The sequence below is a fragment of the Brevundimonas sp. genome (assembly GCF_046299535.1).
Classification (GTDB): domain Bacteria; phylum Pseudomonadota; class Alphaproteobacteria; order Caulobacterales; family Caulobacteraceae; genus Brevundimonas.
Window position 1 is genome coordinate 82,723 of record NZ_JBKBIB010000011.1, and the last position, 13,838, is coordinate 96,560.

15 protein-coding genes and 1 riboswitch are annotated in these 13,838 nt (G+C 68.0%); of the genes, 8 read left to right on the forward strand and 7 right to left on the reverse strand.

The features are described 5' to 3' along the window. Positions 1–24 precede the first annotated feature (24 nt). Positions 25–555, reverse strand: a complete 531-nt coding sequence (locus tag ACK4FB_RS10710) for a phosphoribosyltransferase (protein ID WP_409751756.1) — start codon at positions 553–555, stop codon at positions 25–27. After that, positions 548–1,420: an MJ0042-type zinc finger domain-containing protein gene (locus tag ACK4FB_RS10715; protein WP_409751759.1), complete on the reverse strand. Its 873-nt coding sequence runs from the start codon at positions 1,418–1,420 to the stop codon at positions 548–550. Before ACK4FB_RS10715 ends, ACK4FB_RS10710 begins: the two co-directional genes overlap by 8 nt. 73 nt (positions 1,421–1,493) lie before the next feature. Between ACK4FB_RS10715 and ACK4FB_RS10720 the strand changes: the two genes are divergently transcribed. From ACK4FB_RS10720 to ACK4FB_RS10735, 4 genes are read left to right on the forward strand one after another with little or no spacing between them, the layout of a single operon-like run. Continuing rightward, positions 1,494–2,207: a cell division ATP-binding protein FtsE gene (locus ACK4FB_RS10720; RefSeq protein WP_409751762.1), complete on the forward strand. Its 714-nt coding sequence runs from the start codon at positions 1,494–1,496 to the stop codon at positions 2,205–2,207. Next, a complete protein-coding gene (locus tag ACK4FB_RS10725; protein ID WP_409751765.1) occupies positions 2,204–3,115 on the forward strand; it encodes a cell division protein FtsX in 912 nt (303 codons plus the stop codon). Before ACK4FB_RS10720 ends, ACK4FB_RS10725 begins: the two co-directional genes overlap by 4 nt. Continuing rightward, positions 3,112–3,753, forward strand: a complete 642-nt coding sequence (locus ACK4FB_RS10730) for a YdcF family protein (protein ID WP_409751768.1) — start codon at positions 3,112–3,114, stop codon at positions 3,751–3,753. The genes ACK4FB_RS10725 and ACK4FB_RS10730 overlap by 4 nt, the downstream gene beginning before the upstream one ends. 4 nt (positions 3,754–3,757) lie before the next feature. Then, a complete protein-coding gene (locus ACK4FB_RS10735) occupies positions 3,758–4,462 on the forward strand; it encodes a lysophospholipid acyltransferase family protein (protein WP_409751771.1) in 705 nt (234 codons plus the stop codon). On the opposite strand, the gene ACK4FB_RS10740 is transcribed toward ACK4FB_RS10735, so the two are convergent. Next, complete coding sequence (locus tag ACK4FB_RS10740) at positions 4,407–5,183, reverse strand: hypothetical protein (protein ID WP_409751774.1); 777 nt, start codon at positions 5,181–5,183, stop codon at positions 4,407–4,409. The two genes, ACK4FB_RS10735 and ACK4FB_RS10740, sit on opposite strands and share 56 nt — an antisense overlap. A gap of 399 nt (positions 5,184–5,582) precedes the next feature. Here ACK4FB_RS10740 and ACK4FB_RS10745 point away from each other — a divergent pair, with 399 nt between their 5' ends. The 3 genes from ACK4FB_RS10745 (at position 5,583) to ACK4FB_RS10755 (ending at position 8,361) form a co-directional block, all read left to right on the forward strand. Further along, positions 5,583–6,242, forward strand: coding sequence for a DsbA family oxidoreductase (locus ACK4FB_RS10745; protein WP_409751777.1), 660 nt, complete (start codon positions 5,583–5,585; stop codon positions 6,240–6,242). A 203-nt stretch (positions 6,243–6,445) separates the two neighbouring features. Next, a complete protein-coding gene (locus ACK4FB_RS10750; RefSeq protein ID WP_409751780.1) occupies positions 6,446–7,693 on the forward strand; it encodes an AAA family ATPase in 1,248 nt (415 codons plus the stop codon). Beyond that, positions 7,690–8,361: an HNH endonuclease gene (locus ACK4FB_RS10755; RefSeq protein WP_409751783.1), complete on the forward strand. Its 672-nt coding sequence runs from the start codon at positions 7,690–7,692 to the stop codon at positions 8,359–8,361. Before ACK4FB_RS10750 ends, ACK4FB_RS10755 begins: the two co-directional genes overlap by 4 nt. Before the next feature lie 3 nt (positions 8,362–8,364). Here the strand turns inward: ACK4FB_RS10755 and thiC are convergent, their stop codons facing one another. Next, entirely contained in the window at positions 8,365–10,212 is a 1,848-nt protein-coding gene (gene thiC / locus ACK4FB_RS10760; RefSeq protein ID WP_409751886.1) for a phosphomethylpyrimidine synthase ThiC, read from the reverse strand. Between the two features lie 198 nt (positions 10,213–10,410). Then, a riboswitch (TPP riboswitch) is annotated at positions 10,411–10,519 on the reverse strand. Positions 10,520–10,623: 104 nt separating this feature from the next. On the opposite strand from thiC, the gene ACK4FB_RS10765 reads away from it, so the two are divergent. Next, a complete protein-coding gene (locus ACK4FB_RS10765) occupies positions 10,624–11,640 on the forward strand; it encodes an ABC transporter substrate-binding protein (RefSeq protein ID WP_409751786.1) in 1,017 nt (338 codons plus the stop codon). A 182-nt stretch (positions 11,641–11,822) separates the two neighbouring features. Here ACK4FB_RS10765 and ACK4FB_RS10770 read toward each other — a convergent pair whose 3' ends face one another. From ACK4FB_RS10770 to ACK4FB_RS10780, 3 genes are read right to left on the reverse strand one after another with little or no spacing between them, the layout of a single operon-like run. Continuing rightward, positions 11,823–12,395 carry a cob(I)yrinic acid a,c-diamide adenosyltransferase gene (locus ACK4FB_RS10770; protein WP_409751789.1) on the reverse strand — a complete coding sequence of 191 codons (573 nt, stop codon included), beginning with the start codon at positions 12,393–12,395 and terminating at the stop codon, positions 11,823–11,825. Positions 12,396–12,402: 7 nt separating this feature from the next. Beyond that, positions 12,403–12,609 (reverse strand): twin transmembrane helix small protein, encoded by a 207-nt coding sequence (locus ACK4FB_RS10775; protein WP_409751792.1) that lies wholly within the window; start codon positions 12,607–12,609, stop codon positions 12,403–12,405. A gap of 9 nt (positions 12,610–12,618) precedes the next feature. Beyond that, positions 12,619–13,836 (reverse strand): NAD(P)/FAD-dependent oxidoreductase, encoded by a 1,218-nt coding sequence (locus ACK4FB_RS10780; RefSeq protein WP_409751795.1) that lies wholly within the window; start codon positions 13,834–13,836, stop codon positions 12,619–12,621. Between the last annotated feature and the right edge of the window lie 2 nt (positions 13,837–13,838).

Genomic DNA, 13,838 nt, shown 5'->3' on the forward strand with positions numbered 1-13,838 from the left:
ACGCGCCGGGCCGGGTCCGGCTCCCTAGTCCAGGGCGCAGATGTCGGGCAGGCCGCGCAGGCGTCCGCCCGCGTCCAGCCCGTAGCCCACCAGATAGCGGCTGGGCGCCTCCCACCCCACGAAGTCGGGGGTCAGGGCGCGGGGCTCGGGCCAGGGCTTGCGGGCGAAGACGCAGGTCAGCACCTCGGCGGCGCCCGCCTCGCGGGTGATGCGCACGGCCTCGGCCAGGGACAGGCCCGTGTCGAAAACGTCGTCCAGAATCAACACCTTGGCGCCCTCCAGCGAGCGCTGGCAGGGGGCGCGCACCTCCACCTGGCCCTTGCTGGCCTGGCCGTCCCCGTAGGAGGCCAGCCACAGGGCGTCGAAGCGCACATGCCGCCCCAGCCGGGCCAGGGCCCGGGTCAGGTCGGCGGCGAACCACAGCCCGCCGGTCAGCAGGCACACGGCGATGGTGTCGTCGTCGATGAGCGGGGCGATGCGCGCGGCCAGGTCCGCCACATGGGCGGCCACCTGGGCTTCGGGCAGCAGGACGGCGGGCGTTGCGGGTTCAGCCATGCGCGGCGGATAGCGCCTCGCGGGGCAGGGTGTCGAGAGGCTGGGCCTCCACGGCCTCTTCCGGGCGCTCCAGCCCGACGGGCCCCCGCAGGATCGGCTCGGGCCGGAACTGCACCGAGGCGCCCGGCGGCGGGACGGGCGCCGGCGCCGGCTGGGGCCGCGCGCTCAGGTCGAAGGCCACGCCGATGTCCGCCACCTGCGCCCGCGGGTCCGGCGCCAGGGTGGCGAAGCCCAGCACCGCGCCGGGCTCGATGGCCGGGCCGGGCACGGTCAGCATCTGATGCCCGATCTCGCGCCCCTCGGCGTCCAGCAGGGCGATGCGCACCACCGGCGGGGTCACCGCCCGGTTCCTGACGTTCCTCAGGGCGCCGGAGACCAGCACCTTGCCGTGGTCGTTGGGGGCGGGCCGGGCGCGCACCGAGGCGAACTCCAGCCCCACCGGGTTCACCGGGGCCCCCACGGCGGCGTAGGCGGCGGCGGTGCGCGGGTACATCTCGACGACCTGCACCCGGAACAGCCAGGCCGCGCCCAGCAGGCCCACGAACAGGCAGGCCAGCCCGGCCCAGACCCCGCCCACGGCGGCGGCCCGCCGCATGCGCCGCTGCTGCTCCGCCCGGGCCCGGAACGCCTTCGGCAGCTCCGGCGCCGGCGCCTCGGCCAGGGATTCGGGGGAAAGGTCATCCCGCTTGCCGAAGGCTGCGGGCTCCGGCTCTTCGGCCTTGGCGGTCAGCTCCAGCGGCTCGTCATGGGGGGTCGCGCGCCAGGTGTGGGCGCACGACTGACAGCGCACGCGCCGCCCGTTCGGCCCCAGACTGTCGTCAGGCACGAAATAGCTGGTGGCGCACTCGGGACAGGTCAGTATCATGGCCGTCAATGTGAGGCGTTTCGCCCCCTCCCGATGGATCGCCCCTGGGCCATCCGAACCCGCTCAGACTTTCATGCCGTTCCCGCCCCGACGCGCCGCCGATCCCGTGCCCGACTTCACCGAGACCGCCCGGCTTCAGGGCGTGGAATTCGGCTATGGGCAAGGCGCCCGCGTGCTTCGGGGCATCGACCTCTTATTGCCCCGCGGCTCTTTCCACTTCCTTACCGGGCCGTCGGGGGCGGGCAAATCGTCCCTGCTGCGGCTGCTGCACCTGGCGGCGCGGCCGACGGCGGGGCGGATGCGGTTGTTCGGCGAGGACGCCGGACTGATTCGCCGCCACGACGCGCCCCGCTTCCGGCGGCGCATCGGGGTGGTGTTCCAGGACTTCCGGCTGATGGATCACCTCAGCGTCTTCGACAATGCGGCCCTGCCGCTGCGGCTAGCCGGGAAGCGTCCCGAGGACTATGGGCCGGATGTGGAGGAGATGCTGCGCTGGGTCGGGCTGGGCGGGCGCATGGGCGACTTGCCGGAAACCCTGTCGGGCGGCGAGAAGCAGCGGCTGGCCATCGCCCGGGCGGTGATCGGCAAGCCGGACCTGATCCTGGCCGACGAGCCCACGGGCAATGTGGACGCGGCCATGGCGGCGCGGCTGCTGAAGCTGTTCCAGGGTCTGAACCAGATGGGCGCCACGGTGCTGATCGCCAGCCATGACGAGGCTCTGGCCGCGCGCTCGGGCGCCGGCGTGCTGCGGCTCGAGCAGGGCCGCATCCACGGAGGCGCGGCATGAGCCGGCGGCCCGACCTGTTGCCGAAGGACCCCGGCGGCGAGGGCTGGCTGGGAGCGGTGATCGCGGTGCTGTGCTTCATCGCCTGTCTGGCGGCGGTCAGCGCCCTGGCGGCGGACCGGGCGGCGCACGGCTGGAGCGGACGGCTGCGGGCCGAGGCCACGGTGCAGGTGCGGCCCCGGGTGGACGAGACCGGCGACGCCGCCGCGGCCCGCGCCGCCGAGACCCTGGCCGGGGTGGCGGGCGTCGAGGAGGCCCAGGCCCTGGACCGGGCGGCGGCGGAGGCCCTGCTGCGGCCGTGGATGGGCGAGGCGGTTCTGGAGGACCTGCCCCTGCCCCATCTGGTCACGGTGCGGCTGTCGCCGGAGGCGCCCGCCTCGGCCCGGACGCTGGGCGAGGCGCTGGCGGAGGCCGGACTGGACGCCTCGGTGGACGATCACTCCCTGTGGCGCGGCGAGGTGGAGCGCTCGGCCATGGCCCTGACCGGGCTGGCGCTGGCGGCCTTCGCCCTGACCGCCCTGGCGGCGGGGGCGGCCATCACCTATGCGACGCGGGCCGGGCTGGCGGCGCGGCGGCGCGAGATCGAGACCCTGAGCCTGTCGGGCGCCGGCGAGGGCCAGATCGCCTGGCTGTTCCAGCGGCGCTTCGGCTGGCTGGCGGCGCGGGCGGGCGCGGCGGGCGGCCTGGCGGCGGCGGCGGTTCTGGCCATCGCGCGGCTGGCGGGGGGAGACGGCGGGCTGAGCCCGGCCCTGCCGCTGGTCTGGAGCGACCTGGTCCTGATCTCGCTTTCGCCGGCGCTTGCCGCTAGCGTGGCGCTGGCCGCCGCCTGGCTGGCCGCCCGGCGGGCTCTGGACAGGGCCTGGGCGAATCCGTCAGGGAACGGCCCGGCGGGGCAAGGGAGCGTGGAATGAGGTTTCTGGGCGTCATCGTGATCCTGGCCGTGCTGTGGACCGTGGGGCTGTTCGCCTTCGCGGACCGGGTGCGGTCGATCACGCCCGCGCCGGACCCGGCGCCGGCCGACGGCATCGTGGCCCTGACCGGCCCGTCGGCGGCGCGGGTCAACACGGCGGTGCGCCTGCTGGACCAGGGCAAGGCCCGGCGCCTGCTGGTCTCGGGCGTCAACCGGGAGGTGCGGCGCCAGGAGCTGCGGGCCCTGACCCCCGGCTCGGGGGCCCTGTTCGACTGCTGCGTGGACCTGGGCTTCGACGCGGAGAACACCATGGGCAACGCCCAGGAGATCGCCGCCTGGGCCCGGGCCAAGGGCTTCAACAGCCTGATCGTGGTGACCTCGGACTACCACATGCCCCGCAGCCTGCTGGAGATCCGGGGCATGGCCCCCGAGGTGGCGCTGACGGCCTATGCGGTCAGCACCCCGTCCCTGGACACGGACCAGTGGTGGCGCTCGGTCCCCCACGCCCGGCGCATGGCGCTGGAATACAACAAGTATCTGGTGGTTCTGGCGCGCGAGACGGTGCTGGGCCTGACCGGCCGGAACGCGCCCGCCGGAGAGACGGCCGGCGCGTCAAACGCCCCGCCAGAAGCGGCATAAGCCCTTGATTCTTCTGCGTTCCGTCCTGTTCAACCTGTGGCTGTGGCTGTCCATGCCGCTGTTCGCCATCGGCCTGTCGCCCGCCCTGCTGATGTCCCACCGCACCGCCATGGGGGTGATCCGGCTGTGGGCCCGTACGGTGCTGTTCGGCCTGCGCTGGCTGGCGGGAATCAAGGTGGTGGTGACGGGTCTGGAGCACCGGCCCTTGGGCGCCGCCCTGCTGGCCGGCAAGCATCAGGGCATGCTGGACATCGTGGCCCCCTTCACCTTCCTGGACGACCCCTGTTTCGTGCTGAAGAAGGAGCTGATGCCCCTGCCCTTCTTCGGCTGGTTCGCCTGGAAGACGAAGATGATCGCCGTGGACCGGGCGGCCCATTCAAAGGCCCTGAAGGACATGGTGCGGCAGGCCCGGACGCGCCTGACCGAACAACGCCAGATCCTGATCTTTCCCGAGGGCACGCGCACGCTTCCGGGCCAGCCCGGCGACTACAAGCCGGGGGTGGCCGCCATCTACCGGGATCTGGACGCCCCGTGCCATCTGATGGCCACGGACTCCGGGCGCTGCTGGCCGGCCAGGGGCTTCATCTACCGCCCCGGCGTGGTCACCTTCGCCTTCCTGCCGCCCCTGCCCGCCGGCCTGAAGCGGGCCGAGTTCATGGCGCGGCTGGAGGCGGAGATCGAGGCGGCGTCGGTGCGGTTGTTGGGCTGACCGCCTGTCCCTCCCCGCCCCGGGGAGGGGGCTGAGCCGCAGGCGAAGCGGGTGGGGGCGGCGCGGGCCAGGCCGCGCCCGACGTCCCCGAAAGCCTCGCACCGTCGGCGCTCACCTCGCCGAGCCCGCCCCACCCGGCCGTCGCTTCGCGCCGTCCACCCTCCCCGTCCCGGGGAGGGAGAGGATCGGAGTCCGGGGCGGAAAAAACAGTGTCCGAATTGTCCGAAACCGGGGGGCGGATGTGGGCGTAATAGTTCGGCATCCGGGCGAAGCCGGCTTCGATGCGAGCCTGACGGGCCTTGATCTCCTCTTCGGTTTCCCGGCGAGGCGGCGGCGGCGCAGGTTCGGGGTCGGGGCGCTCAGCCAGGGCGTCCAGCTTTTCGTGCAGGCGCATCCACGACGCCGCCTCGGCCGCGCGGCCGGCCTGGAGCGCGCGGTTGACGCGGATCAGGGCCACAAGGGCCATCTCTTCATAGTCGGGCAGCTCCAGGGCCTCGTCGCTGTCCAGATCCACCGGCTCGGGCCCATGGTCCAGCGTCGGCGCATCCATGCGGCGCCAGCCCTCGGCCCGGGCGCGGTCGCGCAGGGTCGAGGGCCGCAGGTCATGGCGGGCGCAGACCTCCACGCCCGTATGGCCCGCCTCATAGTCCCGCCGGGCCCGCGCCCAGGTCTCGTCCGACGCCCGGCGATAGCCGCCGCGCGCGGTGCTGTGGTCGTCCATGATCCGTCTCCGTGGTTGGAGGCGGTAGTGTGCGGCCTGCCGGAACGCGGCGGCGTAACTCGGGGTGTTCTTCGCGCGGAGTCCTTGTGGGGAAAGGGATTGGGCGCGGGAAATAGGGGGATTACGGGGCTGATGTTCTCCCTCCCCGTCCCGGGGAGGGGGCGGAGCCGAAGGCGAAGCGGGTGGAGAGGGCGCGGCACGTCACCTCTCCCTCCCCGTCCCGGGGAGGGGGCTGAGCCGAAGGCGAAGCGGGTGGGGGCGCTTCGGCAGGACCGCGCTCGTATTGCCGAGCCCTCCCCACCCGGTCGTCGCTGCGCGCCGACCACCCTCCCCGGGACGGGGAGGGAGAAGGGCCTGCGCCCCCTTCCCCCGACCGGCTGCGCGCCCCATGTGCCCTCCATGACAAAGACCCTGAAGATCGATTTCGTTTCGGACGTGGTGTGCCCCTGGTGCGTGGTGGGGCTGGGCGGGCTGGAGACGGCGCTGGAGACCCTGAAGGCCGAGGGCATCGCGGCGGAGGTGCGCTTTCAGCCGTTCGAGCTGAACCCGGACATGGCGCCCGAGGGCGAGAACATCACCGAGCACATCGGCCGCAAATACGGCGCGACGCCGGAGCAGTCGGCGGCCAACCGGGCCAATATCACCGCGCGGGCGGCGGAGGCCTGGCCGGGGTTCGAGATGAAGATGGGCGAGGACAGCCGCATCTGGAACACCTTCGACGCCCACCGGCTGCTGCACTGGGCGGGCGAGGTCGCGCCTGAGAAACAGGCGGCCCTGAAGAAGGCCCTGTTCCACATCCACTTCACCGAGGGCCGCAACCTGACCGACGCGGGCGAACTGACCGCGGCCGCCGAGGCCGCCGGCCTTGACCGCGCCGAGGCCGCCGAGGTGCTGGCCTCCGGCCGCTATGGGAAGGCGGTGCGCGAGGCCCAGGCCCTGTGGCGCGCGCGCGGAATCAACGCCGTGCCCGCCGTGGTGGTGGAGGGCAAATACCTGATCTCCGGCGGCCAGCCGGCGGGGGTGTTTGAAGAGGCGTTGCGGAAGATGGCGGGGGCGTAGGCTTCCAATCCTCCCCCGAAGTCTTGAGCCAGCTCGCCGAGCGCCTCGGGACCCCCAAGGAATAGGTCGCGAGAAATGCGGATTAGGCAGCTACGGGCAAGGCCAAGTGGCATACGACCTGGTCGGCGAATTGCGGATTCGAAAATTCGTTTCGCTAGACAGCAGCGCAATCTAGGATAGTTTTCTCGCGGGGGAGCGCAAAAATGCTATTTGAACGCCTGTCTATTTCGAACTGGAGGCAGTTTTCGGAGGTAGACATCGAATTTTCCTCTTCTGTCACGATCCTCACGGGTGCGAATGGCGCTGGGAAAAGCACACTCCTTCGATTGCTCTCTCAGCATTTCGGATGGTATTCCCCGTTTCTCGGAACTCCCGTTCAGGACAGGCAGGGAATATTTCGGTATTTATATGGCGTTCTAAGGTCTCGCCGAGGTGGATATGATCACCTTGGCGGAAATCCAATCGGCGAAATCAGATACTCAAATAGATCAATCAGTCGTTTGATTGTTCCAGCATCCGACGGTGTTCAATTTAATGTATCTGTATCTAATCAACAGCATGTAGAAGGTCTATTTATACCTTCTCACAGGCCGATGCCAAACTATCAGCCCATAGATAGCATACCTACATTTAACATAACTGCAGAGCAGGCATATCAGAGCTATTTCTCTGAACTATCTCAAAAGTATAATAATACATACTCTCAGTTTAGCCCGACCTACAGAATGAAAGAGGCCATAATTTCTATGGCGACGTTTGGTCCGGGCAATGAGAGCCTTGTTCCAAATTATGAGTCATTGAGGATATTTCGCGAATTCGAAGACACACTACGCGTTGTTATGCCTACTGATATTGGCTTTAAAAAAATAAGCGTCAGAATGCCAGACGTTGTATTTGAAACAGATTCTGGCGACTTTGTTATAGATGCCGCATCCGGCGGCATAATGTCTTTGATCGATCTTGCATGGCAAGTTTTCCTCTACTCCCAAGGTAAGAGCGAGTATGTGGTTGTTTTGGACGAACCAGAAAATCACCTTCACCCTTCAATGCAAAGAACTATTCTTAGTAGTATGGTGAAAGCATTTCCAACCGCACAGTTTATCGTCGCGACTCACAGCCCCTTCATCGTTTCCTCTGTCAAGGATGCCCGAGTTTACGTATTGAGACATGAAACTCCCGAGGCTGGATTTGTATCTGCAAATAGCGTCTCATCAATACTGCTCGATCAAGTTAGTAAGGCTGGAACTGCAAGCGAGATTCTTCGTGCGGCATTAGGCGTTCCCGTTACAACGGCTATCTGGGTCGAAGAAGAACTTCAACGTATTGCTACAGATTTTTCGATCGATGATATGACCGCAGAGAGCCTGAATAATCTGAGGCAAAGATTAGAGAACTCGGGACTCGAGGACTATTATCCGGAAGCACTCCGCGAAATGGCGGCGCGTCGATGATAAAACTAAAAAAGTCGGCTAAACCTAAAATTCTAGAAGAAAAAGGCTCGGAGTGGACGAAGACTCTCTTGCAAAAGAAGGCTGCCGGGGAGGCCGCAACGGCTACAGAATCTACACGATATCGCCATCCTGATATCAAGGAAGCCTTGGTTCTAGAAACACATAACAAGTGTGCATACTGCGAAAGTAAACTCCAGCATACGCACCACGGTGACGTGGAACATATAATGCCGAAGTCGCTTCAACTTGATAAAATTCTGGAGTGGAGCAACCTTACGCTAGCTTGTGAGAAATGTAATCAGAAAAAGAGCAACTTGGATCCAGATGCAGAAAAAATCATTGACCCTTATGCTGTAGATCCAAGGTCTCATTTTTTCTTTGCCGGACCATTTTTACACACCTTGGGGACCCCAGAGGGGATTTCAACCAAGGTCATTCTAGAACTGGATCGACCAGAACTGATTGAAATGCGTCAAGAGCGCATACTCGTCGTTATGGCTATATTTGCTGAGATAATGAGAAGTGATATTCCTCTTCACGCGAGACGACTAATCTATAAGAATTTGCTCACCACCGAGCCCGCAGGCAATAAAGCCTACAGCGCTATGATACGGGACCTAATTGCCGCTGTTGCGGAGAGAGTGCCCGGGGATGTGAAGGCGCCGTAGCCCTCACACCTTCACCTCGATCTCCCCGCCCCCGGCGCGGAATTTCTCCGCCATTTCCTGCATGCCCTTCTCGGCTTCCTCCAGGCTGCCGCCCGCATCATTCTGCGCCGCCGCGGCGTCGCGGATGTCCTGGCTGATCTTCATGCTGCAGAATTTCGGGCCGCACATGGAGCAGAAGTGGGCGGTCTTGTGGGCGTCCTTGGGCAGGGTCTCGTCGTGGAAGCTGCGGGCGGTTTCGGGGTCCAGGCCCAGGTTGAACTGGTCCTCCCAGCGGAACTCGAACCGGGCGCGTGACAGGGCGTCGTCGTGCAGGCGCGCGGCGGGGTGGCCCTTGGCCAGGTCGGCGGCGTGCGCTGCTAATTTGTAGGTGATGACGCCGGTCTTGACGTCGTCGCGGTCGGGCAGGCCCAGATGCTCCTTGGGCGTGACGTAGCAGAGCATGGCGGTGCCGAACCAGCCGATCATGGCGGCGCCGATGGCTGAGGTGATGTGGTCGTAGCCGGGCGCGATGTCGGTGGTCAGCGGGCCCAGGGTGTAGAACGGCGCCTCGCCGCAGTGCTTGAGCTGTTCATCCATATTGGCCTTGATCTTGTGCATGGGCACGTGGCCCGGGCCCTCGATCATGACCTGGCATCCGTGGTCCCAGGCGACCTTGGTCAGCTCGCCCAGGGTGCGCAGCTCGGCGAACTGGGCCTCGTCATTGGCGTCGGCGATGGAGCCGGGGCGCAGGCCGTCGCCGAGGCTGAAGGTCACGTCATAGGCGCGCATGATCTCGCAGATCTCGGCGAAATTCTCGTACAGGAAGGACTCGCGGTGGTGGGCCAGGCACCACTTGGCCATGATGGAGCCGCCTCTGGAGACGATGCCGGTGACGCGCTTCGCCGTCATGGGCACGAAGGGCAGGCGCACGCCCGCGTGGATGGTGAAATAGTCCACGCCCTGTTCGGCCTGTTCGATCAGGGTGTCGCGGAACACGTCCCAGTTGAGGTCCTCGGCCACGCCGCCGACCTTCTCCAGCGCCTGATAGATGGGCACGGTGCCGATGGGGACCGGGGCGTTGCGCACGATCCAGTCGCGGATGTTGTGGATGTTGCGGCCGGTGGACAGGTCCATGACCGTGTCGGCGCCCCAGCGGGTCGCCCAGACCATCTTGTCCACCTCGTCGGCCACGTGGCTGAGCACCGCCGAGTTGCCGATGTTGGCGTTGATCTTGACCAGGAAGTTGCGGCCGATGATGCACGGCTCCAGCTCCGGGTGGTTGATGTTGGCGGGGATCACGGCTCTTCCTCTCGCGACTTCGTCGCGGACGAATTCCGGGGTCACAAAGTCGGGAATCACGGCGCCGAAGGGCTCGCCATCCCGCTCGGCGCTACCGCTCGCGACGCGGTCGCTCGCTACTTGAGCGCCTTCGCTGCCTGCGGATTCGCGCAGGGCAGCGCGACGGAGGTTCTCGCGGATGGCGACGTATTCCATCTCCTCGGTGATGATCCCGGCGCGGGCGTAGTCCAGCTGGGTGGCGGGGCGGCCCTCGCGGGCGCGCCAGACCGGGCGGGCGCTGTCGTCGAAGGCAGGGGCCAGATGGGCGCCGGACGCGCCGCCGTTGTCTTCCGGCTTCACCTGGCGGGGATCGGCCACCCGCTCGACGTCGCCGCGCCGGGCCAGCCAGGCCTCGCGGTGCCGGCCCAGACCGCGCGCGATGTCGATGGCGGGCGCGTCCTCGGTGTAGGGGCCGGAGGGGTCGTAGACCACCACCGGGGGCTCGTCCGCCGTGGGGTGCAGGTCGATCTGGCGGTGCGGGACGCGGATGTGGGGGAAGAGGGCGCCGGGCTCGTAAATCTTCTTGCCGCCCATGCGGGGCCCGACGGTGACGTCGCCCGTCTCCGGGGCGCGCGAGGGGTTCTTCTTTTTGGGCGCTACCGTCTCGCGCGCGGCGCTCGACGGCTTGAGCGCGTTCGGGGTGATGTTGATGTTCATGGCGCGGCCTCTTCATTCGCAAGAGGGTGCGCCGACGATCAGAAAAGGCGGAGCGGTCCTGTGGCGCCGGGGCGTGAGGGCCGCCCGTTCCCGTCCCTTCGCCGGCATGACCCGGATCAGGTTCGACCGGTCAGAGGGACACCTCTATCTCAGCGGCTCGATCGCCGCCCCCGGGAGAACAGGCGCAGACCATACGTCAGGTTCGCGGTTCCGGCCAGCCCGGCGGCGGCGGGCCTTTCCTACGGCGCGCGGGCGACCTAAAGGTTGGGTGTCTGCTCGGGGAATCACATGGGCGTCTTGCACCGCAGAGCCGTGATCGGCGCCGGCCTGGCTGTCTCGGCCCTGGGCCTGAGCGCGTGCGGGCGGTCCGAGGCGCCGGTGGACGAACAGGGCCGCGTGCGCCTGCGCTTCGCCACCGACTGGCGGGCCCAGGCCGAGCACGGCGGCTTCTATCAGGCGCTGGCGTCGGGCGCCTATGCGGCGCGCAATCTGAACGTCCAGATCATCCAGGGCGGGCCGGGGGTGAACGTGCCCCAGCTGCTGGCCTCCGGGGCGGTGGAGCTGGGCATGGGGTCCAACAGCTTCATCCCACTGAATCTGGTGGCCGAGGGCGCGCCGGTGAAGGCGGTGGCGGCCTATTTCCAGAAGGATCCGCAGGTGCTGATCGCGCATCCGGACCCGGATCTGGAGGGCATCGCGGATCTGGCCGGGCGGCCGTTCCTGCTGGCCACCGCGTCGCGGGACGCGTTCTGGGTGTGGCTGCGGGCGCAGTACGGCTTCACCGACGACCAGGTGCGCACCTACACCTTCAACCCGGCCCCGTTCCTGGCCGACGAGCGGGCGGTGCAGCAGGGCTATCTGACCAGCGAGCCCTGGACGATCGCGCAGGTGGGCGGGTTCGAGCCGCGGGTGTTCCTGCTGGCCGACGAGGGCTATCCCTCCTACGCCTGCATGGTGCTGGCGCCCAACGCCTTCGCGCGGGACAACGAGACGGCGCTGCGGGCCTTCATCGCCGCCTCGGCCGAGGGCTGGCACGACTATCTGAACGGCGACCCCACCACCGCCGACGCCCTGATCATGGCCGACAATCCCGAGATGACCGAAGAGGTGCTGGCCCAGGCCCGCGAAGCCCTGCGCGCCAACCAGATCGTGCAGGGCGGCGACGCGGCCATCATGGGCATCGGCGCCATGACCGAGGACCGCTGGCGGGCGTTCTTCGAGGTGACCTCGGAAGCGGGGGTCTATCCACCGGACCTGAACTGGCGCGAGGCGTTCACGCTGCAGTACCTGCCGGGGCGGGGGTGATGGCAGGTTCCTTCTCCCCTTGAGGGAGAAGGTGTCATGCGGAGCATGACGGATGAGGGGTGAGACTCGATCTGTCAGGCAAGTTGTCCGCCATCTCCCGGGCGCGTCCTGAAAAGCGGTGTTTCACCCCTCATCCGACCCGCTTCGCGGGCCACCTTCTCCCTCAAGGGGAGAAGGAAGGATTAGCGCGTCGCGCCGGGCTGCCACAGGACGTCGTCAGCCCCATTCGCATTGGCGCGGCGGCTGGCGACGAACAGGAGGTCCGACAGGCGGTTGAGGTAGATGATCGCCTCGGGCGTCACGGTCTGGCCGGACTCCGCCAGACGCACGGCCTCGCGCTCGGCGCGGCGGCAGACCGTGCGGGCCAGATGCAGGTGGGCCGACAGGGGCGAACCGCCCGGCAGGACAAAGCTGTCCAGCGGCCTGAGGGCGTCGTTGATCTCGTCGATCTCGCATTCCAGCCGCTCCACCTGGGAGGCGACGATGCGCAGGGCCTCCCATTTGGGCGGCGGGTCGTGGGGGGTGGCCAGGTCGGCGCCCAGATCGAACAGCTCGTTCTGGACCCGGGCCAGCTTGGCGTCGATGCGGTCATGCTGGGCGGTGTGCTGGCGGCACAGGCCGATGATCGCGTTCAGCTCGTCCACCGCGCCGTAGGCCTCGACCCGCAGGTCGGACTTGGAGACCGGCTCGCCGTTGGCCAGGCGGGTGGCGCCGTCGTCGCCGGTCTTCGTGTAGATCTTGTTCAGCACGACCATGGGCGGATCACCCTCCGTTCTGCGATTTCCACCACATGCCGACCACCAGCAGGATGATGGCCACCGCCTGAAGCACCACGCGCAGGCGCATCAGCTTGTTGGAATGGGAGCGGGCGAAGTCGCCGCCGCGATAGAGCGAATAGATGCCCATGCCCAGGGTCACGGTCACCGCGCCTATGGCCAGCAGGATCAGGATGTCGAACAGGTTTTCCATGACCCGGTTCTACGCCCCGGCGGCCCGGCGCGCCAGCCAGTCGGCCGCCCCGCGACCGGCGGTCGCGCCCGTGGCGAAACAGGCCTGCAGTAGATAGCCGCCGGTGGGGGCCTCCCAATCCAGCATCTCGCCGGCCACGAAGACGCCGGGCAGGGCCTTCAGCATCAGGCGCTCGTCCACCGCATCCCAGGCGACGCCGCCCGCGCTGGAGATGGCCCGGTCCAGCCCCTGCACGCCGGTGAGGGTCAGGGGCGCGGCCTTGATGCGAGCGGCCAGGGCGGCCGGGTCGGCAGGCGGGACCTCGCCGGTTTCCCGCAGCAGGCCGATGGCGACAGGCGACAGGCCGGCGGCCTTCCGCAGGTGGTTGGACAGGGACTGCGACCCGCGCGGACGGGCCAGACGATCGGTCAGGGCCGCTGCGGTCAGGTCCGGTTTCAGGTCGAGGGTCAGCACGGCGCGGCCGTCGCGCTCGACGGCGCCCCGCAGGGCGGCGGACAGGGCGTAGATGGCGCCGCCCTCCAGCCCGTAAGCGGCGATCATGGCCTCGCCGCGCACAGTGCGGCCGTCGAAGGCGAAGGCGGCGCCCTTGAGCGGCCGGCCCGCGAAACGGTCGGCGAAGGTCGGACTCCAGTCGGCCAGAAAGCCGCTGTTGGCGGGGCGGAAGGGGGCGACGGGGACGCCGCGTTCGGTCAGCCATCCGACCCAGTCGCCGGTGGAGCCCAGACGCGGCCAGCTGGCGCCGCCGAGAGCCAGCACCACCGCGTCGGGCGCCTCGGCGCGCGTGTCCTGCGGCCCGGCGATGACCAGACGCCCCTGTTCGTCCCAGCCGCGCCAGTCCTGACGGGTGCGGATGTCCACGCCCTGTCCGGCGAGGCGGGCCAGCCAGGCCCGCAGGAGGGGCGAGGCCTTCATGGCGCGGGGGAAGACCCGGCCGCTGGTTCCGGTGAAGACGGGCTGACCCAGCGCCTCGGCCCAGGCGGTCAGGGCGGCGGGCGGGAAGGCGTCGATGGCGGGCTGGAGCCGGGCGCGCGCGGGACCGTAGCGGCCCATGAACGGGTCGATCGGCTCCGAATGCGTGAGGTTCAGCCCGCCGCGCCCGGCCATGAGGAATTTGCGCGCCGCCGAGGGCATGCGCTCCAGCACCGTGACCCCGTGGCCCGCTGTGGCCAGGGTTTCGGCGGCCATGAGGCCGGCGGGTCCGGCGCCGATGACGGTGACGCGCGCCATGA

Bases quoted from the DNA above. Each gene is read 5' to 3' on its own strand.
- ACK4FB_RS10710 (WP_409751756.1), bottom strand. From the start codon at position 555: ATGGCTGAACCCGCAACGCCCGCCGTCCTGCTGCCCGAAGCCCAGGTG.
- ACK4FB_RS10715 (WP_409751759.1), bottom strand. From the start codon at position 1,420: ATGATACTGACCTGTCCCGAGTGCGCCACCAGCTATTTCGTGCCTGAC.
- ACK4FB_RS10720 (WP_409751762.1), top strand. From the start codon at position 1,494: ATGCCGTTCCCGCCCCGACGCGCCGCCGATCCCGTGCCCGACTTCACC.
- ACK4FB_RS10725 (WP_409751765.1), top strand. From the start codon at position 2,204: ATGAGCCGGCGGCCCGACCTGTTGCCGAAGGACCCCGGCGGCGAGGGC.
- ACK4FB_RS10730 (WP_409751768.1), top strand. From the start codon at position 3,112: ATGAGGTTTCTGGGCGTCATCGTGATCCTGGCCGTGCTGTGGACCGTG.
- ACK4FB_RS10740 (WP_409751774.1), bottom strand. From the start codon at position 5,183: ATGGACGACCACAGCACCGCGCGCGGCGGCTATCGCCGGGCGTCGGAC.
- ACK4FB_RS10745 (WP_409751777.1), top strand. From the start codon at position 5,583: ATGACAAAGACCCTGAAGATCGATTTCGTTTCGGACGTGGTGTGCCCC.
- ACK4FB_RS10750 (WP_409751780.1), top strand. From the start codon at position 6,446: ATGCTATTTGAACGCCTGTCTATTTCGAACTGGAGGCAGTTTTCGGAG.
- ACK4FB_RS10755 (WP_409751783.1), top strand. From the start codon at position 7,690: ATGATAAAACTAAAAAAGTCGGCTAAACCTAAAATTCTAGAAGAAAAA.
- thiC (WP_409751886.1), bottom strand. From the start codon at position 10,212: ATGGGCGGCAAGAAGATTTACGAGCCCGGCGCCCTCTTCCCCCACATC.
- ACK4FB_RS10765 (WP_409751786.1), top strand. From the start codon at position 10,624: ATGGGCGTCTTGCACCGCAGAGCCGTGATCGGCGCCGGCCTGGCTGTC.
- ACK4FB_RS10770 (WP_409751789.1), bottom strand. From the start codon at position 12,395: ATGGTCGTGCTGAACAAGATCTACACGAAGACCGGCGACGACGGCGCC.
- ACK4FB_RS10775 (WP_409751792.1), bottom strand. From the start codon at position 12,609: ATGGAAAACCTGTTCGACATCCTGATCCTGCTGGCCATAGGCGCGGTG.
- ACK4FB_RS10780 (WP_409751795.1), bottom strand. From the start codon at position 13,836: ATGGCGCGCGTCACCGTCATCGGCGCCGGACCCGCCGGCCTCATGGCC.